This window comes from Pseudomonas sp. LBUM1647, assembly GCF_059716175.1.
On record NZ_CP166809.1, the window covers coordinates 1,444,842 to 1,471,711 of the forward strand.

Annotated in this window: 22 protein-coding genes and 1 pseudogene; 12 read left to right on the top strand and 11 right to left on the bottom strand. The window is 60.1% G+C overall.

Going from position 1 to position 26,870, the window contains the following annotated elements:
* Positions 1 to 77: 77 nt before the first annotated feature.
* On the bottom strand, positions 78 to 437 hold the full coding sequence (locus ACA059_RS06460; RefSeq protein ID WP_497633146.1) for a DUF5064 family protein: 360 nt from the start codon (positions 435 to 437) through the stop codon (positions 78 to 80).
* 179 nt (positions 438 to 616) lie between these two features.
* On the opposite strand from ACA059_RS06460, the gene ACA059_RS06465 reads away from it, so the two are divergent.
* Positions 617 to 1,480, top strand: coding sequence for a DNA-3-methyladenine glycosylase family protein (locus ACA059_RS06465; protein ID WP_497633147.1), 864 nt, complete (start codon positions 617 to 619; stop codon positions 1,478 to 1,480).
* Between the two features lie 187 nt (positions 1,481 to 1,667).
* On the opposite strand, the gene ACA059_RS06470 is transcribed toward ACA059_RS06465, so the two are convergent.
* The 10 genes and pseudogenes from ACA059_RS06470 to gap form a co-directional block, all read right to left on the bottom strand.
* Complete coding sequence (locus tag ACA059_RS06470; RefSeq protein ID WP_497633148.1) at positions 1,668 to 3,011, bottom strand: CoA transferase; 1,344 nt, start codon at positions 3,009 to 3,011, stop codon at positions 1,668 to 1,670.
* A gap of 115 nt (positions 3,012 to 3,126) precedes the next feature.
* Entirely contained in the window at positions 3,127 to 3,882 is a 756-nt protein-coding gene (locus ACA059_RS06475; protein ID WP_497634631.1) for a methyl-accepting chemotaxis protein, read from the bottom strand.
* A 102-nt stretch (positions 3,883 to 3,984) separates the two neighbouring features.
* Positions 3,985 to 5,265, bottom strand: a pseudogene (locus ACA059_RS06480) (methyl-accepting chemotaxis protein); the annotation flags it as partial.
* A gap of 178 nt (positions 5,266 to 5,443) precedes the next feature.
* Positions 5,444 to 5,845, bottom strand: a complete 402-nt coding sequence (locus tag ACA059_RS06485; RefSeq protein ID WP_497633149.1) for a YbaN family protein — start codon at positions 5,843 to 5,845, stop codon at positions 5,444 to 5,446.
* A 126-nt stretch (positions 5,846 to 5,971) separates the two neighbouring features.
* Complete coding sequence (locus ACA059_RS06490) at positions 5,972 to 6,580, bottom strand: biliverdin-producing heme oxygenase (RefSeq protein ID WP_497633150.1); 609 nt, start codon at positions 6,578 to 6,580, stop codon at positions 5,972 to 5,974.
* Positions 6,581 to 6,694: 114 nt separating this feature from the next.
* Entirely contained in the window at positions 6,695 to 9,259 is a 2,565-nt protein-coding gene (locus ACA059_RS06495) for a TonB-dependent receptor (protein ID WP_497633151.1), read from the bottom strand.
* Between the two features lie 122 nt (positions 9,260 to 9,381).
* Positions 9,382 to 10,290: a FecR family protein gene (locus ACA059_RS06500; protein WP_497633152.1), complete on the bottom strand. Its 909-nt coding sequence runs from the start codon at positions 10,288 to 10,290 to the stop codon at positions 9,382 to 9,384.
* A 196-nt stretch (positions 10,291 to 10,486) separates the two neighbouring features.
* The gene (locus ACA059_RS06505) at positions 10,487 to 11,005 is read right to left on the bottom strand and encodes an RNA polymerase sigma factor (protein ID WP_033056830.1); all 519 of its coding nucleotides are present in this window, start codon (positions 11,003 to 11,005) and stop codon (positions 10,487 to 10,489) included.
* A gap of 90 nt (positions 11,006 to 11,095) precedes the next feature.
* Complete coding sequence (locus ACA059_RS06510) at positions 11,096 to 11,560, bottom strand: methylglyoxal synthase (RefSeq protein ID WP_008155845.1); 465 nt, start codon at positions 11,558 to 11,560, stop codon at positions 11,096 to 11,098.
* Positions 11,561 to 11,720: 160 nt separating this feature from the next.
* Positions 11,721 to 12,722 (bottom strand): type I glyceraldehyde-3-phosphate dehydrogenase, encoded by a 1,002-nt coding sequence (gene gap, locus ACA059_RS06515; protein ID WP_497633153.1) that lies wholly within the window; start codon positions 12,720 to 12,722, stop codon positions 11,721 to 11,723.
* 220 nt (positions 12,723 to 12,942) lie between these two features.
* Between gap and edd the strand changes: the two genes are divergently transcribed.
* From edd to ACA059_RS06570, 11 genes are all read left to right on the top strand, one after another.
* Entirely contained in the window at positions 12,943 to 14,769 is a 1,827-nt protein-coding gene (gene edd, locus ACA059_RS06520) for a phosphogluconate dehydratase (protein ID WP_046049478.1), read from the top strand.
* On the top strand, positions 14,766 to 15,716 hold the full coding sequence (locus ACA059_RS06525) for a glucokinase (protein ID WP_497633154.1): 951 nt from the start codon (positions 14,766 to 14,768) through the stop codon (positions 15,714 to 15,716). Before edd ends, ACA059_RS06525 begins: the two co-directional genes overlap by 4 nt.
* 210 nt (positions 15,717 to 15,926) lie before the next feature.
* A complete protein-coding gene (locus ACA059_RS06530) occupies positions 15,927 to 16,658 on the top strand; it encodes a response regulator (protein ID WP_008155851.1) in 732 nt (243 codons plus the stop codon).
* Positions 16,648 to 18,117 carry an ATP-binding protein gene (locus tag ACA059_RS06535; protein ID WP_497633155.1) on the top strand — a complete coding sequence of 490 codons (1,470 nt, stop codon included), beginning with the start codon at positions 16,648 to 16,650 and terminating at the stop codon, positions 18,115 to 18,117. Before ACA059_RS06530 ends, ACA059_RS06535 begins: the two co-directional genes overlap by 11 nt.
* A gap of 262 nt (positions 18,118 to 18,379) precedes the next feature.
* Complete coding sequence (locus ACA059_RS06540; RefSeq protein ID WP_497633156.1) at positions 18,380 to 19,639, top strand: D-mannose isomerase; 1,260 nt, start codon at positions 18,380 to 18,382, stop codon at positions 19,637 to 19,639.
* Positions 19,640 to 19,756: 117 nt separating this feature from the next.
* Complete coding sequence (locus ACA059_RS06545; protein ID WP_497633157.1) at positions 19,757 to 21,058, top strand: ABC transporter substrate-binding protein; 1,302 nt, start codon at positions 19,757 to 19,759, stop codon at positions 21,056 to 21,058.
* 183 nt (positions 21,059 to 21,241) lie between these two features.
* Positions 21,242 to 22,150 carry a carbohydrate ABC transporter permease gene (locus tag ACA059_RS06550; RefSeq protein ID WP_262172260.1) on the top strand — a complete coding sequence of 303 codons (909 nt, stop codon included), beginning with the start codon at positions 21,242 to 21,244 and terminating at the stop codon, positions 22,148 to 22,150.
* Positions 22,143 to 22,988 carry a carbohydrate ABC transporter permease gene (locus ACA059_RS06555; RefSeq protein ID WP_497633158.1) on the top strand — a complete coding sequence of 282 codons (846 nt, stop codon included), beginning with the start codon at positions 22,143 to 22,145 and terminating at the stop codon, positions 22,986 to 22,988. Before ACA059_RS06550 ends, ACA059_RS06555 begins: the two co-directional genes overlap by 8 nt.
* A gap of 2 nt (positions 22,989 to 22,990) precedes the next feature.
* On the top strand, positions 22,991 to 24,151 hold the full coding sequence (locus ACA059_RS06560; RefSeq protein ID WP_497633159.1) for an ABC transporter ATP-binding protein: 1,161 nt from the start codon (positions 22,991 to 22,993) through the stop codon (positions 24,149 to 24,151).
* A 193-nt stretch (positions 24,152 to 24,344) separates the two neighbouring features.
* Positions 24,345 to 25,691: a carbohydrate porin gene (locus ACA059_RS06565; RefSeq protein ID WP_497633160.1), complete on the top strand. Its 1,347-nt coding sequence runs from the start codon at positions 24,345 to 24,347 to the stop codon at positions 25,689 to 25,691.
* Positions 25,692 to 25,947: 256 nt separating this feature from the next.
* Positions 25,948 to 26,802: a D-hexose-6-phosphate mutarotase gene (locus ACA059_RS06570; protein ID WP_497633161.1), complete on the top strand. Its 855-nt coding sequence runs from the start codon at positions 25,948 to 25,950 to the stop codon at positions 26,800 to 26,802.
* Positions 26,803 to 26,870: the final 68 nt, after the last annotated feature.

Genomic DNA, 26,870 nt, shown 5'->3' on the forward strand with positions numbered 1-26,870 from the left:
ACCTTCGGCAGCTCCTACAGGGGAATGCGTTCGGCGTAGGAGCTGCCGAAGGCTGCGATCCGTTGATCTTCCAAGCGTTATTCCAGATGCTCAGGTTTTATCGGATCACCGGATTTGACGTCGAGCTGCGCCCGCACATCTTCAAACATGGCGTCGTACTCCTTGTGAATCGAGCCGATACTGGCCTCTTTGGGCATCCCGTACTTCTGCGCGATGCGCGTGGCATGCCGGGCGAAGTCGAACGCCTGATCTTTGGGCAGGAAGAATTCTTCCTTCAACTCCTTGTCTCCAACCGTGCCATGCATCTTGAAGAGCATGCCTTCGCCTTCCTTGGGGTCCTGGCTGACTTCATAGTCGATGCTCAGGCTGTAACTGTAATCGTCCTTGTTCAGCGCGTGGCGCTCGATGTGCAGGTGACCGGGCTCGAACGTTGCCATTTAGCATTTCTCCTTCAAAAAGGCATTGAATCAGGGCAGACCTCAGGCCTGCCCTCGGAGTTTCTTTTATTGATAGCTCATCCGGGTGTCGCCGTGTCCGAGAGTGGACCGATCACCGCGACTTTTCCAGTCTGCCGGGCGAACTGGGTTCATCCTGGTCAGCGTGAGTCGGAGGCGTTATGAAGATGCTGCTGGAGTACCAACCGCCCTATGACTGGTCGGCGATGCTGGTTTTTTTGTCGGCGCGGGCAATTGTCGGGATCGAAGTGGTGATTGACGGCGTTTACTCGCGCAGCATCGGGTTGAACGGTGTTCATGGCACGTTTTCGATCAAGCCCGCAGCGACGGATGCACTTGAAGTGACGCTGGATTTTCCTGATTCAACGGCGGTGCCAGAGATCATCGCGCGGCTGCGGCAGATGTTTGATCTGGATGCGGACCTGGCAACGATTCATCGGCAACTGGCGGTTGATCCCTTGATGGCGCGGCTGATTGCCGAGCGTCCGGGGTTGCGGGTGCCGGGGGCGTGGGATGGCCTGGAGTTGGCGATTCGTGCGGTGTTGGGGCAGCAGATTAGCGTGGACGCGGCGATCAAACTGGCGGGGAAACTGGTGGCGCAGTATGGCGAGCCGTTGGCTTCGTCGTTGCCCGGCGTGACCCATGTGTTTCCTCAGGCCGCCACTTTGGCGTTAGTGGATTTGGCGACGTTGGGAATGCCGAAAAGCCGTGGTCGAACGCTGTCGGGTGTGGCTCAGGCGTTGCTCGATGATCCTTTACTGTTTGAGCCGGATCGGGAGGGCGGCGTTGCGCGGCTACTGGCGTTGCACGGGATTGGTGACTGGACGGCGCAATACATCGCCTTGCGGCAGTTGCGCGATCTGGATGCGTTTCCGAGCGGGGATGTGGGGTTGATCAATGCTTTGGCGACGCTTGACGGTGAGGCGGTGACGGCTCGGGGGTTGTTGCAACGAGCGGAAGCCTGGAGACCCTATCGAGGCTATGCGGCGCAGGTGCTTTGGACTTCTTTAAGTCGGGGTGATTGATGGGGATGTGATCGGCTTGAAATCGACCTCTCACCCCAGCCCTCTCCCCACGGGGGGGAGGGGAAAGGGAGCCGATCTTCATGCTTTTCAAACCTGAGTTCGACTCGATTTCTCAGGTCGATGTACCTCCAAGAACACCTCGGTCAGTCCCCTCTACCCCCTGGGGCGGTCCGACGTTTCGGGAGGGTTAGGGTGAGGGGTGGATCCACTGCGCACGATGCGACCCCAATTCAGAAGCCGGAATCGTCCACTGCAACGGCGTCCCCGTCATCTTCAGCGGCACATGAAGTCGATGCGCTGGTCCCCAAGGCGTCTGCTCAACCAACAGCCCTTGATCGTTGTCATCCTCCGCCCGCAACGGCTCAGTTGTCCCCGCACCATTTTCAATCAGCAACTTCGCCGTACGCGCCAACGATAAGCGCGCCGATCCACTGCGCCCCAACAATCGAATCGCACTGGCCGCCATCAAATACCCGGTGGCGTGATCGAGCGCTTGCAAGGGCAATGGCGTCGGCTTGTCCGCACGTTTCCACTGCATGCCGGCGTCAGCGATCCCGCTGCTCATTTGCACTAGGCTGTCGAAGCCGCGGCGGTTCTGCCACGGGCCGCTCCAACCGTAGGCGTTGAGGCTGACGTCGATCAGGCCGGGCGCCAGTTTCTGGCGTTCGGCGACGCCGTAACCCAGGCGTTCCAGTGCGTCGGCGCGGTAGCCGTGGAGCAGAATGTCAGCGTCCTTGAGCAGGCTTTCGAACACCGCGCGATCAGTCTTGTCGTGCAGGTCCAGGCGCGCGCAGCGTTTGCCCAGGGTGACTTCCGGCACTACCCCCGGTTCGTTCCAGGTCGGTGGGTCGATCCGCAAAACGTCGGCGCCGAGGCCTGCCAGAAAACGGCTGGCGATCGGTCCGGCGAGCACTCGGGTCAAATCCAGCACCTTGGTCCCGGCCAGCGGTTGCGCCACCGAGCCTTGCCACGGTTTCGCGTTCTGGCGGCTGTTGTCAGCAAACTGAATCAGCGGCTCGGCGTTCACGGCCTGACCTTGGGGGTGCGCCTGCCATTGCGCCCAGCTACGCATCTCGGCGGCGCAGCCACCGGCATCGACCACGGCCTGCTCCAGATCACGTTTGGCCCATTGGGCAACCTTGCTCGCCATCGCTGCACGGTCGGCACAGGCGCCGAGCACTTTTTCGGCAGCGGCTCGGTGATGGGGGGCGTTGGTGTGCAGGCGAATCCAGCCATCCTTTGTGGCGTAGTCACCGGCGACCGGATCCCACAGCGGCGGGACGCTCCAGCCTACCGGGCGGATCGACGTGGCGAACCAGAAAGAGGCCAGGCGCCGATCGACCTCTAGGGTGGGTAAACGACCGGTTTGTTGCTGGAGCCATTCGCTGGCAGCCTGGCCGGCAGCGGCAATGCTGGCGCAAGCCAGGTCGGTGACGGCAAACGCCGAGGGCAAGGCGCCGTTCGAGGTGAACTTGACCTGGGTGTGAGGCAAGCCGAGTGCGGCTTGAATGGACGTGAGTAAATCAGTCATCGAAGGCCCTCCGGGAGAGAGGGCAGCATAGATCAAAAGATCAAAAGATCGCAGCCTTCGGCAGCTCCTACAGGGATCGGTGTAGGAGCTGCCGAAGGCTGCGATCTTTTGAGGGTTACACCCGAAACTGATCCATCAATTTCATCTGGTGGGTGGTCAACGAGTTGAGATGGCTGCAGATGTGCGCTGATTCAGTGGCCTGCCCGGTCAAGGTTTCGGTGACGGTACGGATCGCCGAGACGTTGCGATTGACCTCTTCGGCCACGGCGCTTTGCTGTTCGGCGGCGCTGGCGATTTGCAGGTTCATGTCGCTGATGACCGTCACCGCGTCGCTGATTTTGCTCAAGGCCAGCACCGCTTGCTGGATCTGCCCGGCGTTGCTATGTGCCTGGGTCTGGCTCGAATGCATTGTGGCCACCACGCCGCGAGTGCCGGTCTGGATGCGCTCGATGACAATGCGGATTTCTTCCACCGAATCTTGCGTACGTTTGGCCAGGTTGCGCACTTCATCAGCCACGACCGCAAACCCGCGACCGCTCTCGCCGGCACGCGCCGCTTCGATCGCCGCGTTGAGCGCCAGCAGGTTGGTTTGTTCGGCGATGCTGCGGATCACCTCCAGCACCGAACCGATCTGCTCGCTGTTGACTGCCAATGCTTCGACTTCGGTCACAGCCTTGCTGACTTCGTCGGCCAGTTGATTGATGTCGCGGGTGCTGCGTTCGATGATCGACATGCCGTCGCGGGCCGACTGGTCGGCACCCTTGGCCGCGTTCGCTGCGTTCGAGGCACTGTTGGCGACGTCGTGGGCGGTGGCGCTCATTTCGTTGGACGCGGTGGCGACCTGGTCGATTTCGCGGAACTGCACCTGCATGCCCTCGCTGGTCTGGCGGGCGATTTCCGAAGACTGGTCGGCGGTGCCGCGCGCATCGGTGATGCTTTGTTTGATCTGCGCGATGGTCGGTTGCAACTTGTCGAGGAAGCGGTTGAACCAGCTCACCAGTTCACCCAGTTCGTCTTTCTTGCTGTAGTGCAGACGCTGCGTCAGGTCGCCGTCGCCGCTGGCAATCGCCTTGAGCATCTCGGCCACGCTGTTGATCGGTCGGGTCACGCCGGACGCCGTGAGCCAGATCAGCAACAGTCCGACCAAGCCAGCAATCACCGCCACCAAAACGGCTTTGATCGTGCCGCTTTGCTGGGCGTCATCGAGTACGGCTTGCAACTTGACCGAGTCGGCCAGCAACACGTGTTTCGGCAGGTCGATCACCACGCCCCAGGCTTTGGACTCGGCAATCGGACTGACCGGGTACACCGCACGGATCAGGTCGCCCTGTTCGAGAATCTTCGGCGTACCAGCGCTGAGCAATTGCAGAACGTCCTTGCCGTCTGCGCCCAGGGTTTCACCGATGCTTTTGCCGACCTTGCTCGCGTCCACGCTGTAACCGGCGAGTACGCCGCTGCCGGAGACGATCAGCATGTGCCCGGCGCTGTTGAACAGGTCACGTTGGGAGTCGACAGCCGCCGCTTGCAGCGCGTCGAGGGCAATGTCCACACCGACCACGCCGATGGACTTGCCATCCACCAGCAGCGGTACGGAAATAGTGGTCATCAGCATTTCCTTGCCGGCGACAGTGTCGGCATACGGGTCGAGCAGGCAGGTGCGCTTGCTGTCGCGAGGGCAGGTGTACCAGCTGTTATAGGGTGTGCCGCTGAGGCTCAAGGTGGTTTTGGTCATGTCGTCTTCGACCATGATCGTGTTGATCCCGACACCGCCGGCACGGCTCCAGTAGCTGGCGAAACGACCGGCTTCGTTGGATTGGCGAGCTGCATCGTTGGCGAACTCGCTGTCCTTGCCGTCGAGGCCATTGGGTTCGAATGCCAGCCAGATGCCGAGCACTTTGCTGTTGCGCTCGAAGGCGGTTTTCAGGCTCTGGTTCAACTCTTCACGCAGGGCGCCGGAGTCAAGGGAGCGCGTGCTCGCCATGTTGCGCATGTCCTCGATCTGATCGGCCAGGGCGGTTACCACCAGCAGGCTTTCACCGAAGGTCTTCTGCACCCGCACCGCTTGTTCGGCGGCCTTGGCCTGGAGCAGGTTCTGCACGCTGGCGGTGAGCATCTTGCTGCTGGAGGCGCTGACCAGTTCATCGTTCTGATCGGTCTGGTAGATATTCATGCCGACGATCAGGACGACCACGCCCAGCAGGCACAGACCGGACAGCAGGACGATTTTCAGGCGGATGGAGAGAGAGTCGAACATAGGACGAACTCGCGAATGGATGAGGTGTTGGCTGTGAGTCGGGATCGACCCGGTTCGCCAAGTCCATTCAGCGCCATTTAATGCACATCGGCGTGGGCAGAGGTTGCATGAACGCCAAGCCGACGAACGGTAACAGGTGAACGTTTGCGCAGGAAAATGCCCTGAAAAGGGCAGAAATTCAGGAAATTGTCGGCAACGATTCCGGCCGCGACCAGATCCACAGATTGCCCAGGCTCATGCCGGCAATCGCCAGAAAGATCGGCCAGCCAGGATCGAGCATCACCAGCATCAACGCGGCGCACAGCAACATGCTGACGGTGGCGCTGACCTTGGCTCGGCGGGCGATGATTTTGCCGTTGCGCCAGTTGCGCAGGATGGAACCGAACAGCCGATGGTTTTCCAGCCAGGCACTCAAGCGCGGCGAACTCTTGGTTGCGGCCCAGGCGGCCAACAGGATGAACTCGGTGGTCGGCAGGCCGGGCACGACGATGGCGATCAGGCCGATGCCCAGGCTGATGTAGGCGAGCAGACCGAAGAGGATTCGGGCGAGTTTTGATGATGTTGGAGAGTTGCGGATCATGGGTGTAGGAGCTGCCGCAGGCTGCGATCTTTTAGGGGTATCGGAGATTCAAGATCAAAAGATCGCAGGCTTCGCCAGCTCCTACAGGGGTCTCCCTAAAAGTGCCAGCGAGCCCGCGAAGGCGTGTTAAGCAAGCTCAGGGGTGCTGGCATAAGCCTGTTCCAGCAACACAGTAAAGCGGTTGAACGCGTCGATAGCGCCTTTATCCAACTCGGTTTCTTCTTGTGCGCTGAGTTCCAGCCCGTCGAGGGTTTTGACGAAGCTTTTCCAGCCTTCAGCGCGGCCACCGGCCGGTTCACCGAGATGGCGGGCACCAAAGGTTTCGCTCAAGCCAAGACCCACAGCACGCTTGATCAGGAACGCCGCGCCAAGTTTCGAGCCTTCCGACACGAAGAGCCAGCCAAGTGCTTCGGCTTTGGCTGGATTCTTCACCGCCCCGGCGACGGGGGCCGGAACTTCAGTGTCCAGATCTGCCAGATCCGCCTTGGCTGCTTCAGCACGGCAGCGAGCTGGCAGGTCCGGGACGATGGCGGTCAATTCGGCATCGTTGTACAGCGACACCAGTTCTGACTGAAACAAATACTGAGCCACCACGAAACGCGCGAAGTTGGCCTGGGTTTCGAACGGTGCGTGGGCTTTGACCAAGGCATCAAGCTTGGTGTGAGGCTCGTTTGTGATCTGGTTCAAACGTTGCGAACGCAGAGCAGGGCGTTGAGCAGTGTCCTGAATGGTCATGAAAAGTCCTTGAGAAAAAGAGGCGCTTGGTAACGAGACGAATAAGAAGGCGCCTGACAGTAAAAAAACCTCACTGCGCCACTTCTCTAAAAGCAGCGCAGTAAGGTGGCAGGGTCAGATATCCCAGACCAGATTGATCGCGAAGTTGCGACCCGGTTGGGTCAGGCGATCGAGGTTGGCCGGTTGAGTGACCGAGGCTTCACCGACGCTGTCGTAACCGCGCACGTCATCCCACTGCCAGTACTTCTTGTTGGTCAGGTTGTACAAACCGGCGTTGACGGTTACGTCGTCGGTCACCTTGTAGAAGCCGGCCAGGTCGAGCACGCCATAGCCCGGGGTCTTGAACTGGGTGCTGGTGCCGTCGGGGGTTTTGAAGCTGGTGCTGTCGACGCGAGTCTTGCGTTTGACCAGTGTCCAGCTCAACAGGGCGCCGTAGTTGTCCTGGTCGTAACCCAGGCCGAACACGCCAGTCAGCGGGTTGATGCTGTTCAGCGGCTGGCCGTTGTCATCGTTACGGCCATACAGGTAGGCCACCGAACCTTGGGTATAGAGACCGGTCGGGGCGCCGAAGCTGTCGAGATTCAGGCGACCCTTGAGCTCCACGCCTTTGATGGTGGCGTGAGCGATGTTGTTGCTCTGGAAGGTGGTCTCGGTGTAGCCAGGCGTGATGGCGTTCTCGTCGATGAAGTCGCGGTATTTGTTGTAGAACACCGCCACATCGAAAGTGCCTGCCTCGAACTGGCCGCGCAGGCCGGTTTCATAGCTCTTGCTCTTTTCCGGTTCCAGGTCGGGATTTGGTGCGACCTGATAGCCGCCGGCCAGGTTTTCAAAGCGACCGTACAGCGCCTTGGCGGTCGGTGTGCGGAAGCCTTCGGCGTACTGGCCATACCAGGTGTAGTTGTCGTTGAAGCTATAGGTGGTGCCGAATTTTGGCGACAGACGATGCCAGGTCTTGGTGTCGTCGCTCACCACACCGTTGCCGCTTTGGTCGGCGGTGACCAGAAACTCATCCGTGATGTGTGGCTTGAGCTGGGTGTAGTCGTAGCGTGCGCCGGGCAGGAAGGTCCAGTTGCCCCAGCTGATCTGATCCTGGGCGAACAGGCTGTAGCTGTTAATGGTCGGGTCCGGGAAATCACTGGCGGGTTTCAGTGTGTCGGCGGCGCTGGCGGCACCGATGACCCGGCAAGCGCCGGCCACGGTCAGGCAGGTGCCGCTACCGGTCCGCAGGCCAGTGACTTTGTCCTGTTTGATGGTCGTGCCATAGGTGACGCGGTGATCGGTATCGGCGATGGCAAACGACTTGTTAGCCTGGGCATCGAACACCCATTGGCGATCCTTGTAGGTGGTATCGCGGTTGCGCAGCACGGTGCGCGACGGCGCGTAGATTTCTTCGGTGCTCTGGTCAGTCTTGGCGATCTGGTAGTTCAGCGTCCACTTGATGTTGTCAGCCAGAACGCTGTCCAGGCCGAAGCTGTGTTCCAGACCGAAGCGTTCGCGGGTGACGGTGTCGTTGCCGGTACGGGATTTATAGAAGCCGAAACCGCGTCCTGCGTTGAACGGGCCGCCCACTGCGCTCAGCTGATTGGTGTCGCGGTCATCCTTGTAATGCTCGTAAGTCAGACCGAAGCGCGCATCGTCGGCGTAGTCCCAGCCCAGTTTGGCCAGCACGTTGGTGGTGCGCACGTCCTCGGGATTGGCCTCGGTGCGGTTCAGGCCGGTGCCGCCGGTTTCGCCGTAGGACTCAGTTTCATGACCATTGCGCTGACTCAAGTGCAACAGGCCGTCGAAGTCTCCGGTGCGACCGGCCACGGTACCGGAGGTCAACCAGCTGTCGTCGGCCGAGCTGTAGCCGGTTTTCAGGCGTGCGCCGACATCCTTGCCCGGTTTGATGATGTCGTCCGGGTCCAGCGTGTAGTAGCTGACCGCGCCGCCGATGGCGTTGCTGCCGTAGAGCACGGACGCCGGGCCGCGCAGAATCTCGACGCGCTTGACGATCTCGGGGTCGACGTAGTTGCGGTTGGTCTGGGCGTAAGGGCCGTTGAAGAAGCTGTCGGGCACCTGCACACCGTCGACCTGGGTCAGTACGCGGTCGCCGTCGATACCGCGGATGTTGTAGCCAGTGAGGCCGGCGCGTTGACCGGCGCCGCCCACCGAAACATCGGGCTCGTAGCGCACCAGATCCTTGATGGTATTGACGTTGTTGCGGTCCAGCTCTTCACGGGTGTGAACGGTGACGGTGCTCGGCACGCTGTCGATGCTTTGTTCCTGGCGGGTGGCGCTGATGGTCACCTGGTCCAGGTTGAGCGCGTTGCTGTTGCTGCGCTTCTCCAGCACGATGTTGTTGGTGCCCAGTTTGCGATAGCTCAGGTTGGTCCCCACCAACAGGCGATCGAGGGCTTTCTCTGGCGGCAGCGAACCCCGTACACCCGGCGAGGCTACGCCTTTAGCCAGTTCTGCCGGCAAGCCGACCTGCCAACCGGTCACGGCGGTAAAGGCATTGAGTGCCGAGACCAGCGACTGCTGAGGGATGGCGAACGCGTAATCGCCCATGTTGCGGGTCGGTTGCTCTGCAGCGGTGGCGGCGTAGAGCTGCGCGCTGCCGGCCATCAGGATGGCGGCGGTCAGCAGCGACAGCACGCGAGAAGGTGAAGAAGGTTGGCGGGTAAGGCGAGAGGACATCGATAGCGCTCCGTGTCGCACGAATCTTTATAGGTGCTGATTGGCATCCGGAGATGCGAATCAATTGCATTGGCTATAACGAGACGTACGGGGTTTGGCTATCGAGTAAAAATAATTCTCATTTAGTTCAAAATCACCAGCGCCGGGAATTCCTGGAGCCGCGCCGAGGTGATGTGAGCCAGCGAGCGGACCACGTCCAACGGCTGGTCGAGGCGGTAATTGCCGGTGACGGCGATGTCGGCCAACTGCTCGTTGTTGTTGATGATCCAGCCTGGATAGTAACGACGCAGCTCCGCCAGCACCTGGCTCAGCGGGCAGTTTTCGAACACCAGTCGACCCTGGACCCACGCCAGGTCGGTCGCGGCATCGAGTTTGGCAGGGCGATCAAAACCGTTGGGGCCGATGCGAATGCTTTCTCCGGCGGACAATCGAATTCGCGCGTCGTCGCGGGTCGCTCGCAAGTCGACATCCCCACGCTGCACCCGAACCTGTGCCACGCCGTCCAGATAGCGCACCGCGAAGGCGGTGTCCCGCACGCTGGCCTTGACCGGCCCGGCGTCGATTTCCAGCGGCTGGCCGCGATTGGCCGCCACCTCGAAAAACGCCTCGCCCTGATACAAACGGGCAACGCGTTGTTGATCGTTGATGGTGCTGGAGAAGGCCGAATTGGTATTGAGCAGGACCTTCGAGCCGTCCTCCAGTTGCAGCCGCTGGCGTTCACCGACCACGGTCAGGTGATCAGCCTGCAGGCGAATCGGCAGATTGCTGAAGCTGAACAAACCGAGGATCAACACGGCAGCCGTGGCCAAGGGTTTCCAGTGGGGGCGCAGGCGCGACAGGATGGTCACTTTCGGCGGCCGGGCAGCCAGGTTTTGCGCGCATTGCACGACCTGCGGGCCCTCCCAGATCGCCTGAGCCTTGGCGAACGCCTCGACATGCAACGGATGGGCGGCCAGCCAGTCGTGAAACTGTCGGGTCTGTTCTTCGCTCGGACTGTCCAGCACGATCAGCCAGTCCAGGGCCTGGTCCATCGCGCTTGCGGGGTCCCGCGCCGGGGAGGGCGGAGGGGGGGCGGGGGGAGGCACTGGAAGCGTGTCCGTCACGGTGTTTCCTCGGCAGTGTCTTGGCACCGCTGTTTTTTTAATGAAGCTTGAAAGTGGGGCAAGGGTAGCAAAGCCCGATAGTCAGTGCAGGCCGTCCTCAGAAATAGAGAATTAACCTACAGATTCAGTCGCCGTTTAACCGTTCGGCCACGCCGATGCAGATCGCCATGATCAATTTCAGCTCCTTTTGCACGGTGCTCAATGACACGCCAAGCTTCTCGGCGATCTCCAGATAGCTGTGCCCGTGCAGACGACTGAGGATGAAAATCTGCTGCTGACGGGCGCTGAGTTCATTGAGGCTCACGTTCAAACGCTCGAGCAATTGTTCGGCATGGGCGGCGTCCTCGGCACTGCTGGCGGGGGCGGCGACGCTTTCCACCACGTCCAGCGGCACGTCGTCGAGCATCGTGCGCGACTGAATCCGCCGCGCACGCAAATGGTCCAGCGCCAGGTTGCGGGCGGTCTGGAAAACGAAGGGTTCAAGGTGATCGATGGCCCGCTCACTGAGCGCCCGGGTCACTCGCAGGTAGGTCTCCTGCAGGAGGTCTTCGGCGGTGCTGTGATTGTTGACCATCCGCTCCAATGTGCGCAGCAGAGAGACTCGCTGGGCGATGAAGACGTGATTGAAGCGAGATTGACTCACGGGAGGACCTGATCCATTTCGAGCGAATGATAATGCTTATCATCCGCTCGAGTGGTCAAGTATTGATTTGTGAAGCTGATTTTCGAAGGGCTACGCGCGGCCCAGCAGATAGGTTGCGTAATCGGGGATCCGGTGTTCGTGCGCCTGCTCCATCATCGGGCTGCTGAGCAGGTAGTCGGCGCTGCATTCGTTGCAGGCGACGGGAATGTTCCAGACCGCCGCGACTCGCAATAACGCCTTGATGTCCGGGTCGTGCGGCTGTGGTTCGAACGGGTCCCAGAAGAACACCAGCATGTCGACCCGCTGCTCGGCGATGCGCGCGCCGAGTTGCTGATCACCGCCCAACGGGCCGCTGATCATGCTCTCCACAGGCAAATCCAGGCGCTGTTGCAACAACAACCCGGTGGTGCCGGTGGCAACCAGTTCATGTTGCGCGAGCCGGTCTTTCTGCCGCTCGGCCCAGTCCAGCAAAAACACCTTGCAGTGGTCATGGGCGACCAAGGCAATACGCTTGCGCGCTGCCATGGTCTTTTGCGTAAAGCTGATACCGATCATCGGTGCTGCTCCAAGGCGTAATGCGTTGGCATAGGGCGCCACGCGAATACCTGTAGGAGCTGCCGCAGGCTGCGATCTTTTGATCTTGATCTTTTCGGGATCGCTGAAAATCAAGATCAAAAGATCGCAGCCTGCAGCAGCTCCTACTCGTAAGCTTCGCTTACTCTGCGTTGCACAGCGCCAGGCAGTTATCGAGCATGCGGTTGGAGAAGCCCCATTCGTTGTCGTACCAGGCCAGCACCTTGAGCAGCTTGCCGCTGGACTTGGTGTGATTGGCGTCAAAGATCGACGACAACGGGTTGTGGTTGAAGTCGCTGGAGACCAGCGGCAGGGTGTTGTAACCGAGAATCTTCGAGTGCTGGCTGGCTTCTTTCAGCAGCGCGTTCACTTCATCGGCCGTAGCTTCGCGCTTGAGTTGCACGGTCAGGTCCACCAGCGACACGTTGATCACCGGCACGCGTACCGACATGCCGGTCAGTTTGCCCGCCAGTTCCGGCAGCACCAGACCGACCGCTTCAGCCGCGCCGGTTTTGCTCGGGATCATGTTCTGGGTGGCCGAACGCGCACGATACGGATCGACATGATAAACGTCGGTCAGGTGCTGATCGTTGGTGTAGGCGTGAATAGTGGTCATCAGACCGCTTTCGATACCCAGCTCGCGGTGCAACACCTGGGCCACCGGGGCCAGGCAGTTGGTGGTGCACGAAGCATTGGAAATGATCTGGTGCGATTGGCGCAGAATGTCGTGGTTAACGCCATACACCACGGTGGCGTCGGCGCCTTTGGCCGGGGCCGAGATGATCACTTTGCGTGCGCCGGCCGTAATATGCGCGGCGGCTTTGTCGCGGTCGGTGAACAAACCGGTGCATTCGAATACGACGTCGATCTTCTCGGCAGCCCAAGGCAGTTCGGCCGGGTTGCGAATGGCGCTGACAGAAATACGGTCGCCGTTGACGGTCAGGCTTTCCTGATCGTGCTGGACATCGGCATCGAACGTGCCGTGAACAGTGTCGTACTTGAGCAGATGAGCGTTCATCGCGCTGTCGCCCAGGTCATTGATGGCAACGATCTGCAGATCCTGGCGATAACCTTGGGTATACAGTGCGCGCAGGACGTTACGGCCAATTCGGCCAAAACCATTGATTGCGATTCGAAGAGTCATTTAACAGGGCCGCCGTCGTTTTGTTGTTGGAATTACAAGATTATTCGCATAAAAATAGAAAACAAGCCTTTTTAATGGCAATATTTTGTTCAATCTACAACGAGTGACCTGAATCAACTGGTCCGACCGATCAAGAAAACCGTCTGTCATCCCAATCACAGCGGTCCTTGTTCAGCATAGACAATCAGGTCGCCACATCCGTTAGCCTGGAGTTCTAAACATGCATCCCCGCGTCCTTGAGGTCACCGAACGGCTTATCGCCCGCAGCCGCGCCACGCGTGAGGCTTACCTTGCACTGATTCGTGGTGCTGCCAGCGACGGTCCGATGCGCGGCAAGCTGCAATGCGCCAACTTCGCCCACGGCGTAGCCGGTTGCGGCACCGACGACAAGAACAGTCTGCGTATGATGAACTCCGCGAACATTGCGATTGTTTCGTCCTATAACGACATGCTCTCGGCGCACCAGCCGTACGAAGTCTTTCCTGAACAGATCAAAAAGGCCCTGCGCGAAATCGGCTCCGTCGGTCAGTTCGCCGGTGGCACCCCGGCCATGTGCGATGGCGTGACCCAGGGCGAACCGGGCATGGAACTCAGCCTGCCGAGCCGCGAAGTGATTGCGCTGTCCACCGCCGTGGCGCTGTCCCACAACATGTTCGATGGCGCGCTGATGCTCGGCATCTGCGACAAGATCGTGCCGGGCCTGATGATGGGCGCGCTGCGTTTCGGTCACTTGCCGACGATCTTCGTACCGGGCGGGCCGATGGTTTCGGGCATTTCCAACAAGCAGAAAGCCGACGTCCGCCAGCGCTATGCCGAAGGCAAGGCCAGCCGCGAAGAGCTGCTGGAATCGGAGATGAAGTCCTACCACAGCCCGGGTACCTGCACCTTTTACGGCACCGCAAACACCAATCAGTTGCTGATGGAAGTCATGGGCCTGCACTTGCCGGGCGCCTCTTTCGTCAACCCGAACACCCCGTTGCGTGATGCCCTGACCCGCGAAGCGGCGCATCAGGTCACGCGTCTGACCAAGCAGAGCGGCGACTTCATGCCGATCGGCGAAATCGTCGACGAGCGCTCGCTGGTCAACTCCATCGTGGCTCTGCACGCCACTGGCGGCTCGACCAACCACACCTTGCACATGCCGGCGATCGCCATGGCGGCGGGCATTCAATTGACCTGGCAGGACATGGCCGACCTCTCCGAGGTGGTGCCGACCCTGAGCCACGTCTATCCGAACGGCAAAGCCGACATCAACCACTTCCAGGCCGCGGGCGGCATGTCGTTCCTGATCCGCGAACTGCTGGAAGCCGGGTTGCTGCACGAAAACGTCAACACGGTGCTGGGCCACGGCCTGAGCCGCTACACCATGGAACCGTTCCTCGAAAACGGCGAACTGGTCTGGCGCGAAGGCCCGATCGAAAGCCTCGACGAAACCATCCTGCGTCCTGTCGCGCGTGCGTTCTCGCCAGAGGGTGGCTTGCGAGTGATGGAAGGCAACCTCGGCCGCGGTGTCATGAAAGTGTCCGCCGTCGCGTTGGAAAACCAGGTCGTCGAAGCACCGGCCATGGTGTTCCAGGATCAGCAGGATCTGGCCGATGCATTCAAGGCCGGTTTGCTCGAGAAGGATTTTGTCGCGGTCATGCGCTTCCAAGGCCCGCGCTCCAACGGCATGCCGGAACTGCACAAGATGACGCCGTTCCTCGGCGTGCTGCAGGATCGCGGCTTCAAAGTGGCGCTGGTGACTGACGGGCGCATGTCCGGCGCGTCGGGGAAAATCCCGGCGGCGATTCACGTCAGCCCCGAAGCGTATGTGGGCGGCGCTTTGGCGCGGGTGCAAGAGGGCGATATCATCCGCGTCGATGGCGTCAAAGGCACCCTGGAGCTTAAGGTGGACGCCGACGAATTCGCAGCGCGCGAACCTGCCAAGGGCCTGTTGGGCAATAACATCGGCAGCGGTCGCGAACTGTTTGGTTTCATGCGCATGGCCTTCAGCTCCGCAGAGCAGGGCGCCAGCGCCTTTACTTCTGCCCTGGAGACGCTTAATTGAAACTGGCTTTGGTCGGTGACATCGGTGGGACCAACGCACGTTTCGCGTTGTGGAAAAACCAGCAGCTGGAATCGATCCAGGTGCTGGCGACGGCCGACCACGCCAGCCCGGAAGAGGCAATTGCCCTCTACCTGAGCGGGCTTGGCCTGGCGCCGGGTTCGATCGGTTCGGTGTGCCTGTCGGTGGCCGGTCCCGTGAGCGGCGATGAATTCAAGTTCACCAACAATCACTGGCGACTCAGCCGCAAGGGGTTCTGCAAGACCTTGCAGGTGGATCAACTGTTGCTGGTCAACGACTTCTCGGCGATGGCGCTGGGCATGACCCGTTTACAGCCGGACGAGTTTCGGGTGGTCTGCGAAGGCACGCCGGAACCGTTGCGGCCGGCGGTGGTGATTGGTCCGGGGACTGGCCTCGGTGTCGGTACGTTGCTCGATCTCGGTGAAGGGCGGTTTGCCGCGTTGCCGGGGGAGGGCGGTCACGTCGATTTGCCGCTGAGCAGTCCGCGGGAAACTCAGTTGTGGCAGCACATCTTCAATGAGATCGGCCATGTCAGCGCTGAAACGGCATTGAGCGGCAGCGGCTTGCCGCGGGTCTATCGGGCGATTTGTGCAGTGGACGGTCATGAACCCGTGCTGGATTCCCCCGAGTCGATTACCGCAGCCGGTCTGGCGGGCGACCCGATTGCCCTGGAAGTGCTTGAGCAGTTCTGCTGCTGGCTGGGTCGTGTCGCCGGCAACAACGTGCTGACCACGGGCGGACGGGGTGGCGTGTACATCGTGGGCGGGGTGATTCCGCGGTTTGCCGATTTCTTTGTCGAAAGCGGCTTTGCCCGGTGCTTTGCCGACAAGGGCTGCATGAGCGATTACTTCAAGGGGATTCCGGTGTGGTTGGTGACAGCGCCGTATTCCGGCCTGATGGGTGCAGGTGTGGCGCTCGATCAGGCCTGAAATGCAATCAAATGTGGGAGCGGGCTTTGTGGCGAGGGGATTTATCCCCGTTGGGTCGCGAAGCGGCCCTAAAAAAGGGGACTGCTGCGCAGTCCAACGGGGATAAATCCCCTCGCCACAAAGCTCGCTCCCACAATGGGTTTTGTGGTGTTTGTAGATTCAGTGCTTAAGGCATAATCCGCCCAATTCAAACAACAAGGACGCCGCCCCGTGAGCTCAGTCAACAAGTCGATTTTGTTGGTCGATGACGATCAAGAGATACGCGAGTTGCTGGACACCTACCTGACCCGCGCGGGTTTTCAGGTGCGAACCACGCCCGACGGTGCAGGCTTTCGTCAGGCGATGAACGAGGCACCGAGCGATCTGGTGATCCTTGACGTCATGTTGCCGGACGAAGACGGTTTCAGCCTCTGCCGCTGGATCCGTCAGCACCCGCGTCAGGCTCAGGTGCCGATCATCATGCTCACGGCCAGCTCCGACGAGGCCGACCGAGTCATCGGTCTGGAACTGGGTGCCGACGATTACCTTGGCAAACCCTTCAGCCCGCGTGAATTGCAGGCGCGCATCAAAGCCTTGTTGCGTCGCGCGCAGTTCGGGCAGGAACGTTCCGGCAGTGAAGTGCTGGCCTTCGATGACTGGCGGCTGGACATGGTCAGCCACCGACTGTTCCACATCGACGGCGAAGAAGTGATTCTCTCCGGCGCCGATTTCGCGCTGCTGAAACTGTTCCTCGATCACCCCCAGGAAATTCTCGACCGCGACACCATCGGCAACGCTACCCGTGGTCGTGATTTGATGCCGCTGGATCGCATCGTCGACATGGCCGTCAGCCGTTTGCGCCAGCGCCTGCGCGACACCGAAAAACCGCCGCGGCTGATCCGTACCGTGCGCGGCAGCGGCTACCAACTGGCCGCCAATGTGGTTGCCAGTAATGGCCACTGAGTTTTTCCGCAAGCTCGCTGCAAGGATTCCCATGCCGCGTTCGCTGCTCGGGCGGATGCTGCTGCTAACGTTGTTGGCGGTGTTGTTCGCGCAGACGCTGTCGAGCGTGATCTGGGTCTCGCAACTGCGCGCCACCCAGCTTGAAGGGCTGGTCACCAGCGCCCGTAGCCTCGCTCATTCGATGACGGCCAGCGTCAGTTACTTCCGCTCTTTGCCGGTAGCGTTTCGGCCATTGGTGCTCGACCAATTGCGCAGCATGGGCGGCACCCGTTTTGTGGTGACGCTCAACGACAAACCCTTGGGCATGGAAGTGCTGCCGATCACCCCGCGCAAGGAAGCCGTGCTCAAAGCGGTGGACGAAGTGCTGCGCCAGTCCCTGGGCCAGGACACGGATATCTCGGTGACGTTCGTCAGCCCCGAAGACCTGCGGATCTTCAACAGCGGGCTGAAACTCGATGAGTTGCCGCGCTCCTGGGCGCATTACGCGCTGACCCTGGAGCCCGTAAACCCGCCAGTATTGGTCACGCAAATCCAGATGGCTCCGGGCGAGTGGCTGTACATCGCCTCACTGTTGCCCGAGCCCTACACCAGTCTTGAAGAACAAGGCCTGCCGGCGCAGCAAGTCTGGTTCATCGTGCTCACCAGCGGCTTTTTGCTGTTGTTCATTGGCCTGCTGGTGCACTGGCAGAGCCGGCCGCTCAAGCGTTTGGCGCGGGCAGCACGGGACATGTCCCTCGGTGCGGAAGTCGAACCCGTGGCCGAGGGTGGTGGCAGTGAAGTGGTCGAGGTCGGCCGCGCCTTCAATGCGATGCGCGAACGCATCAGCCGTTACCTGACCGAGCGCAGCCAGTTGTTCAGCGCGATTTCCCATGACCTGCGCACGCCGATTACCCGCTTGCGGTTGCGGGTTGAATTGCTCGAAGACGAAACGCTGCAAGCCAAGTTCGGCCGTGATCTGGATGAGCTGGAGCTGCTGGTCAAAGGCGCGCTGCAATGCGTGAAAGACACCGATATTCACGAAAACATCGAGCCGGTGGACCTCAACCATGTGCTTGATTGTCTGGTGGAACCGTATCTGGCGCCCAACGGCAATGGTCGCGTCACCCAGCAAGGGCGTGCGCTGGCGGCGTATCCGGGGAAGCCGCTGGCGCTCAAGCGTTGCATCGGCAACCTGATCGACAATGCCTTGAAGTATGGGCAGAAAGCGCATTTGCACATTGATGACGACCAGAGTGCGTTCATCCTGCATGTGGATGATGAGGGGCCAGGCGTGCCGGAACAGCGGATGGAGCAGGTGTTCGAGCCGCACTTCCGCCTGGCCGGGCAGCAGCAGGGTTATGGGTTGGGGTTGGGGATTGCGCGAAATATTGCGCATAGCCATGGGGGGGAGGTCAGCCTGCAAAACCTGCGTGAAGGCGGGTTAAGGGTGACGTTGCATTTGCCGCGCAGTGTTGATTAGCCTGTGGTGAGGGGATTCATCCCCGTTGGGTGGCGTAGCCGCCCCAAAAACTGCATTTCGGTGTATCAGGTATACCGAGTGCAATGGTTTCACGACTGCTTCGCAGCCGAACGGGGATAAATCCCCTCACCACAGGTCATCACTCACCACAACATCTGGGGGAATGTCACAAGTCAGTGACATAACTCGCCCCCTTCGTTACAAGCCCGCCACCGCCCGTTGTTTAGACTGCCCCCAGTCATAACAACAAAAAAGGCACCCCATGGACACCTTCCAACCCGCGTTCAGCAGTTGGCTGAACGCCCCCGCCCATCAGCAATGGCTCGCCGCCGAAGGCCTGCGCCTGCTGGCGTTTGCCAAAGCTTCGAAGCTTCCCGAAGGTTTCGGCAATCTCGATGAAAAGGGCCGCCTCCCGGCCAACGCCCACGCCGAAACCATGAACACCGCACGCATGACCCACAGCTTCGCCATGGCTCACATTCAGGGTCTGCCAGGTTTTGCGGAACTGGTGGATCACGGCATCAAAGCCCTCAGCGGCCCATTGCGTGACGCCGAACACGGTGGCTGGTTCGCTGCCCCCGAACATCGCGACGGCAACACCGGCAAGGCGGCTTACCTGCACGCCTTCGTCGCTCTGGCCGCCAGTTCTGCGGTTGCCGCTCAGCGTCCCGGCGCGCAGGCCTTGCTCGACGATGCCATCGACATCATCGACGCGCATTTCTGGAGCGAGGAGGAGGGCGCGATGCGCGAATCCTTCAACCGCGACTGGAGTGAAGAGGAAAGCTATCGCGGCGCCAACAGCAACATGCACGCCACCGAAGCCTTTCTCGCGTTGGCCGATGTCACCGAAGAGAACCGCTGGCTGTGCCGCGCTCAGCGCATCGTCGAGCGCGTCATCCACGGTCACGCCGCCGCTAACGATTACCTGGTGGTCGAGCATTTCGACCGCGACTGGCAACCTGAGCGCGAATACAACCACGACAACCCGGCCGATGGTTTTCGCCCCTATGGCACCACGCCGGGTCACGGTTTCGAATGGGCTCGGCTGATGCTGCATCTTGAAGCGGCGCGGGTTAAGGCCGGGATGCTGACGCCGGGCTGGGTCGCCACCGACGCGCAAAAACTCTTCGACCACAACTGCCGTCACGGCTGGGATGTCGACGGGGCGCCGGGGATTGTCTACACCCTCGACTGGGACAATCGCGCCGTGGTTCGCCATCGCTTGCACTGGACCCATTGCGAAGCCAGCGCCGCCGCCAGTGCGCTGCTTAAACGCACAGGTGATGCGCAATACGAAAGCTGGTACCGACTTTTTTGGGAATTCTGCGACAGCCATTTCATCGACCGATGTGATGGCAGCTGGCATCACGAACTCGATCCGCAGAATCGCCCGAGCGCCGATATCTGGGCTGGTAAGCCCGACCTTTATCACGCCTGGCAAGCCGTATTGATCCCCCGACTGCCTCTGGCGCCGAGCATGGCGACTGCCCTGGCACAGTTATCCCAGAGTGCTCCTGTGTAACCATGTGGTGACATTCGAACGTCCCTTCGTTACCTGCGAAGGGATCACTCCTGTTTAAAATCCTATGCAGCGCAAGCACCAGACTTGCATGCATAACAACAAGAAAGGTAATTCTAGATGAATGCGATTTCTCGCCTCGCTACTGTCATTTCTCTTGCCTCATTGCTCCCTCTCAGTGCGTTCCCGCTCAGTACGCTTGCCGCCGATTCCAAAGGTTCGGTAGAAGTCGTTCACTGGTGGACCTCCGGTGGCGAAAAAGCTGCCGTCGATGTCCTCAAGGCCCAAGTTGAAAAAGACGGTTTCACCTGGAAGGACGGCGCAGTTGCCGGTGGTGGCGGTGCTACCGCCATGACCGTACTCAAAAGCCGCGCCGTGGCCGGTAACCCGCCGGGCGTAGCGCAGATCAAAGGTCCGGACATCCAGGAATGGGCATCTACCGGTCTGCTCGACACCGACGTCTTGAAAGACGCTGCCAAATCAGAGAAGTGGGACAGCCTGCTCGACAAGAAAGTCTCCGATACCGTGAAGTATGAGGGTGACTACGTGGCCGTGCCGGTGAACATTCACCGCGTCAACTGGCTGTGGATCAACCCGGAAGTCTTCAAGAAAGCCGGCATCGAAAAAGCACCAACCACCCTTCAGGAATTCTACGCGGCCGGTGACAAGCTCAAGGCTGCGGGCTTCATTGCGCTTGCCCACGGCGGCCAGCCTTGGCAGGACAGCACCGTGTTCGAAGCGGTGGTCCTTTCGGTCATGGGCGTCGACGGCTACAAGAAAGCGCTGGTGGATCTGGACAACGGTGCACTGACCGGTCCTGAAATGGTCAAGGCGCTGACCGAGCTGAAGAAAGTCGCGACCTACATGGACGCCGACGGCAAAGGCCAGGACTGGAACCTGGAAGCGGCCAAGGTCATCAACGGCAAGGCCGGCATGCAGATCATGGGTGACTGGGCCAAGAGCGAGTGGACAGCGGCCAAGAAAGTCGCCGGCAAGGACTACGAGTGCGTAGCCTTCCCGGGCACCGACAAGGCCTTTACCTACAACATCGACTCCCTGGCCGTGTTCAAGCAGAAAGACAAGGGCACTGCTGCCGCTCAGCAGGACATTGCCAAGATCGTGCTGGGTGAGAATTTCCAGAAAGTCTTCAGCATCAACAAGGGCTCGATCCCGGTTCGAATCGACATGCTGAGCGACATGGGCAAGTACGGTTTCGACTCTTGCGCCCAGACCGCCGCCAAGGACTTCCTGGCGGACGCCAAGTCCGGCGGCCTGCAGCCGAGCATGGCGCACAACATGGCGACCACGCTGGCGGTACAAGGCGCGTTCTTTGATGTAGTGACCAACTTCATCAACGATCCGAAAGCCGATCCTGCCGTTGCCGCCAAGCAACTCGGCACGGCCGTCAAAGCTGCCAAGTAACCGTTCGCCGCGTAGCCCCCTGTGGGAGGGATTTTGTGGGAGCCGGGCTTGCCCGCGATGCATACACCTCGGTTTATCAGTTGCACCGAGGTGATGCCATCGCAGGCAAGCCAGCTCCCACAGAAGCCCGCTCCCACAAGGGAAATGCGCTTGTAATCCTTTCTCTTCGTACGGGATCTTCCCATGAGTTCTGTTGCTGTGTTCAGCAAGGCCTCGCCGTTCGATGCACTGCAGCGCTGGCTCCCGAAACTGGTGCTGGCGCCCAGCATGTTCATCGTTCTGGTGGGCTTCTATGGCTATATCCTCTGGACGTTCGTCCTGTCGTTCACCAGTTCGACCTTTCTGCCGACTTACAAGTGGGCTGGTCTGGCGCAATACGAGCGGCTGTTCGACAACGACCGTTGGTGGGTAGCGAGCAAGAACCTGGCGGTTTTCGGCGGCATGTTCATCGGCATCACCCTGGTGATCGGTGTGCTGCTGGCGGTGTTTCTTGATCAGCGCATTCGTCGCGAGGGTTTCATTCGCACCATTTACCTGTACCCGATGGCGCTCTCGATGATCGTCACCGGTACTGCCTGGAAGTGGCTGCTCAACCCGGGCATGGGCCTGGACAAATTGTTGCGTGACTGGGGCTGGGAAGGCTTTCGCCTGGACTGGCTGATTGACCCGGACCGCGTGGTGTACTGCCTGGTGATTGCTGCGGTATGGCAAGCCTCGGGCTTTATCATGGCGATGTTCCTCGCCGGTCTGCGTGGCGTTGATCAATCGATCATCCGTGCCGCCCAGATCGATGGCGCGAGCATGCCGCGGATCTACCTGAAAGTGGTGTTGCCAAGTCTGCGCCCGGTGTTCTTCAGTGCCGTGATGATCCTGGCCCACATCGCGATCAAGAGCTTCGACCTGGTGGCGGCAATGACAGCCGGTGGCCCGGGTTATTCCTCCGACTTGCCTGCCATGTTCATGTATTCGTTCACCTTCAGTCGCGGCCAGATGGGCATGGGCTCGGCCAGTGCGATTCTGATGCTCGGTGCGATTCTCGCAATCATCGTGCCTTACCTGTACTCCGAGCTGAGGACCAAGCGTCATGACTAATTTCGCTGCCAAACCTTCCATCAGCCTGAGTCGCATCGCGATCTACGGCGTACTTATCCTGGCCGTATTCCTTTACCTGATACCGCTGGTGGTCATGTTGTTGACCAGTTTCAAGACGCCGGAAGACATCAACACCGGCAACCTGCTGAGCTGGCCGACCGTAGTCAGCGGCATTGGCTGGGTCAAGGCCTGGGCCACGGTCGACGGGTATTTCTGGAATTCGATCAAGATCACCGTCCCGGCGGTGATGATCTCCACTGCCATCGGTGCGCTGAACGGCTATGTGCTGTCGATGTGGCGCTTTCGGGGGTCGCAGTTGTTCTTCGGCCTGCTGCTGTTCGGTTGCTTCCTGCCGTTCCAGACCGTCCTGCTGCCGGCCTCGTTCACCCTCGGCAAGATGGGCCTGGCGAGCACCACCACGGGCCTGGTGTTCGTGCACGTGGTCTATGGCCTGGCGTTCACCACGCTGTTCTTCCGTAACTACTACGTCAGCGTTCCGGATGCGCTGGTGAAGGCGGCGCGGCTCGATGGCGCGGGTTTCTTCACCATCTTCCGCTTGATCATCCTGCCGATGTCCACCCCGATCATCATGGTCTGCCTGATCTGGCAGTTCACCCAGATCTGGAACGACTTCCTGTTCGGCGTGGTGTTCTCCAGCGGTGACTCGCAACCCATAACGGTGGCGTTGAACAACTTGGTCAACACCAGTACCGGGGCCAAGGAATACAACGTTGATATGGCGGCGGCGATGATCGCCGGACTGCCGACCCTGCTGGTCTATGTGGTCGCAGGCAAGTATTTCGTGCGCGGGCTGACGGCCGGCGCAGTCAAGGGGTAATCATGGCTACGCTCGAACTTCGCAATGTAAACAAGACCTATGGCCCCGGCCTGCCGGACACCCTCAAGGACATCGATCTGTCGATCAAGGACGGTGAGTTCCTGATTCTTGTCGGACCTTCGGGCTGCGGCAAGTCGACCCTGATGAATTGCATCGCCGGTCTGGAAACCATCACCGGCGGCGCGATCATGATCGATGACCAGGACGTCAGCGGCATGAGCCCCAAAGACCGCGACATCGCGATGGTGTTCCAGTCCTACGCGCTGTACCCGACCATGAGCGTGCGCGAGAACATCGCCTTTGGCTTGAAGATCCGCAAAATGCCCGCCGCCGACATCGAAGCGGAAGTGGCGCGGGTATCCAAGCTGCTGCAGATCGAACACCTGCTCAACCGCAAGCCCGGCCAGCTCTCCGGTGGCCAGCAACAGCGCGTGGCCATGGGCCGGGCCCTGGCGCGGCGGCCGAAGATTTACCTGTTCGACGAACCGCTGTCCAACCTCGACGCCAAGCTGCGGGTCGAGATGCGCACCGAAATGAAACTGATGCACCAGCGCCTGAAAACCACCACGGTCTACGTGACCCACGACCAGATCGAAGCCATGACCCTGGGCGACAAAGTGGCGGTGATGAAGGACGGAATCATCCAGCAGTTCGGCACGCCGAAAGACATCTACAACAACCCGGCCAACCTGTTCGTGGCGAGCTTCATCGGTTCGCCGCCGATGAACTTCATCCCCCTGCGTTTGCAGCGCAAGGAGGGTCGTCTGGTGGCGTTGCTTGATAGCGGTCAGGCGCGCTGCGAATTGCCGTTGGGCATGCAGGACGCCGGTCTTGAAGACCGCGAAGTGATCCTCGGCATGCGCCCGGAGCAGATCGTGCTGGCGGGCAGCGAGCCGAATGGTTTGCCGATCATTCGCGCCGAAGTCCAGGTCACCGAGCCGACCGGTCCCGACACCCTGGTGTTCGTCAATCTCAACGAAACCAAAGTCTGCTGCCGTCTGGCGCCGGACGTTGCACCGGCCGTGGGCGAGACCCTGACCCTGCAATTCGATCCATCGAAAGTGCTGTTGTTCGATGCCAAGACCGGGGAGCGCCTGGGGGTGGCCGGTCAGTCTAAAGCCGAGACTCACAGTGCCAACGTGGCGCAGTTCAAAGGCCGCTGAAGAACAAAATGTGGGAGCGAGCTTTGTGGTGAGGGGATTTATCCCCGTTGGACTGCGCAGCAGTCCCCTTTTTTAGGGCCGCTTCGCGACCCAACGGGGATAAATCCCCTCGCCACAAGTCGCTCCCACAGGGGATCTAGATGTCACCGCGTTAGATAAAAACAGTTAATAACAATAAAACGAGGATGTAGGGATGAAGAAGAAGAACAACGCTCAGCTTATCTGCCAGTTGTCAGCCATTGCAGCAATGATGCTGGCCGGTAGCGTGCACGCGGCTGACGCGTTCAGCGCCGATTCCGAGTGGATGACCGGTGATTGGGGTGGCGAGCGGACCAAGCTGATCGAGCAGGGTATCGACATCAAGATGGACTACGTCGGTGAAGTCGGCGGCAACCTCCACGGCGGCTACAACAACGACAAGACCGCGCGTTACGCCGACCAGTTTGGTCTGGGCGTGGCGCTGGACCTGCAAAAGCTGTGGGGCTGGGATAACACCCAGGCCAAGATCCAGTTCACCAACCGTAATGGTGAGAACATCTCCAATGACCGTGTCGGCGACCCGCGTGCCGGCACCTTGAGTTCTTCCCAGGAAGTCTACGGTCGTGGCCATATGGTCCGTCTGACCCAATTGTGGATCAAGCACCAGTTCCTCGACGGTAAACTGGACGTCAAAGCCGGTTACTTCGGCGAAGGCGAAGACTTCAACACCTTCCCTTGCGAGTTCCAGAACCTGGCATTCTGCGGTTCCCAAGCGGGTAACTGGGCCACCAACATCTGGTACAACTGGCCGGTCATGCAGGCTGCGGTCCGCGTGAAGTACAACATCTCGCCTGAGTGGTATGCGCAGATCGGCGCTTACAACCAGAACCCGACTCAGCTGGAGCACGGTAACGGCTTCAAGCTCAGCGGCAGTGGTACTGCGGGCACCGTTCTTCCAGTTGAACTGGTGTGGTTGCCTAACCCGAATAACCTGCCCGGCGAATACCGTGTCGGTTACTACAAAAGCACGGCCAATGCCGATGACGTCCTGAAAGACGACAACGGCAATGATGCAGCCACCAGCGGCAACGCCTACCGCAGCCACGACAGCAAGCACGGTTACTGGTTTGTTGCCCAGCAACAACTCACCAGCCACAACGGTGACAAGTCCCGCGGTCTGAACATTGCTGCCAACGCCACCTTCCACGACAAGGACACCAACTTCGTCGATAACTACCAGTCGCTGATGCTGGTGTACAAAGGCCCGTTCGATGCACGTCCAAAAGATGACGTCGGTATCGGTGCCGCGCGTATCCATGTCAACGATGACGTGAAGAAAAACTCAGAGTTGGTCAACGCCTCCAACAATGTCACTGACTATCAGGACCCGCTGTTCGCGCCGCTGCGTAACACTGAGTACAACTACGAGATCAACTACGGCTTCCACGTCACTAACTGGCTGACCGTGCGTCCTAACCTGCAATACATCACTCACCCGGGTGGTGTTGATGAAGTCGACAACGCGCTGGTCGCCGGCCTGAAAATTCAGTCGGTGTTCTAACGCTGTTGCGTTAAGCTCCTCTCTATGTGCGCATTTTTGCGGACAGCCTTGGCTGTCCGCTTTTTTTTGTGTGGTGAGGGGATTTATCCCCGTTGGGTTGCGAAGCGGCCCCCAAACCTGACACTACGGTGTGCCAGGAACACCGTATGCAATGGTTTACGACTGCTTCGCAGCCGAACGGGGATAAATCCCCTCGCCACAGTGGTTCACTGGGCACACGTATTGAGTACACCCATGATTTTCAGGACCGTGGCACATGCATGAGCATCCGCTACAACGCTTCTTCAAATCCTTGCGCGAACGTCCGGTGTTTGCGTGGGAGCGCTATCAGAAGCGCGACGTGCTGGTGATCGACCATCCGCTGTGTCAGGCGGTGTTCAGTCGGCAGGGTGCACAGTTGCTGCACTTCCAGCCAAAGGGCCAGAAACCCTGGCTCTGGTGTGCGGCGAAGTGGCCGCAGGTCGGTGCGATTCGTGGCGGCGTTCCGGTGTGCTGGCCGTGGTATGGCCGTCATCCGAGCGAAAACGCCTGGCCGTCCCATGGCTGGGCACGGTTGATCGACTGGAAGCTGCTGGACAGCAGCACTGATGACGATGGCGTGCGCCTGCACTGGCAACTTCAGTTGTGCGACTGGCAAGTGGACCTGCATGCACACCTTGGCGAGCGCATGGATTTGCGCCTGAGCACCGAGCATCAGGACAGCCTGCCGTGCCAATTGAGTCAGGCGTTGCATGCGTATTGGCGTATTGGTGACGTCGGCGAGGTAGCGCTGTCTGGGCTCGACGGGGCGCAGGGTTACGACCAGTTGAACCGTCAGATTTGTCATCAGGAAGGCGAATTGCGGGTGGAGGGTGGCTGTCAGCGGGTGTTCCAGCATGACGGCGAATTACAGCTCAAGGACCACGCCTGGCAGCGTGAATTGTGCATCGATACCGGTGACGATGCGGACACGGTGGTTTGGCATCCGGGCTCGAGGCCGTTGCTGGGGGTGAGCTGGAACGAGATTTCGGAGTTTGTGTGTGTGGAAGCCGCGAGTGGCGGGACCGATAGCCTGAGCCTGGCGCCGGGGGAGAGGGCGCATTTGAGTTTGCAGGCGCGGGTTGGGGCTTAATATCAAAAGATCGCAGCCTCGTTTCACTCGACAGCTCCTACAAGGGATCGTGTAAACCTGTAGGAGCT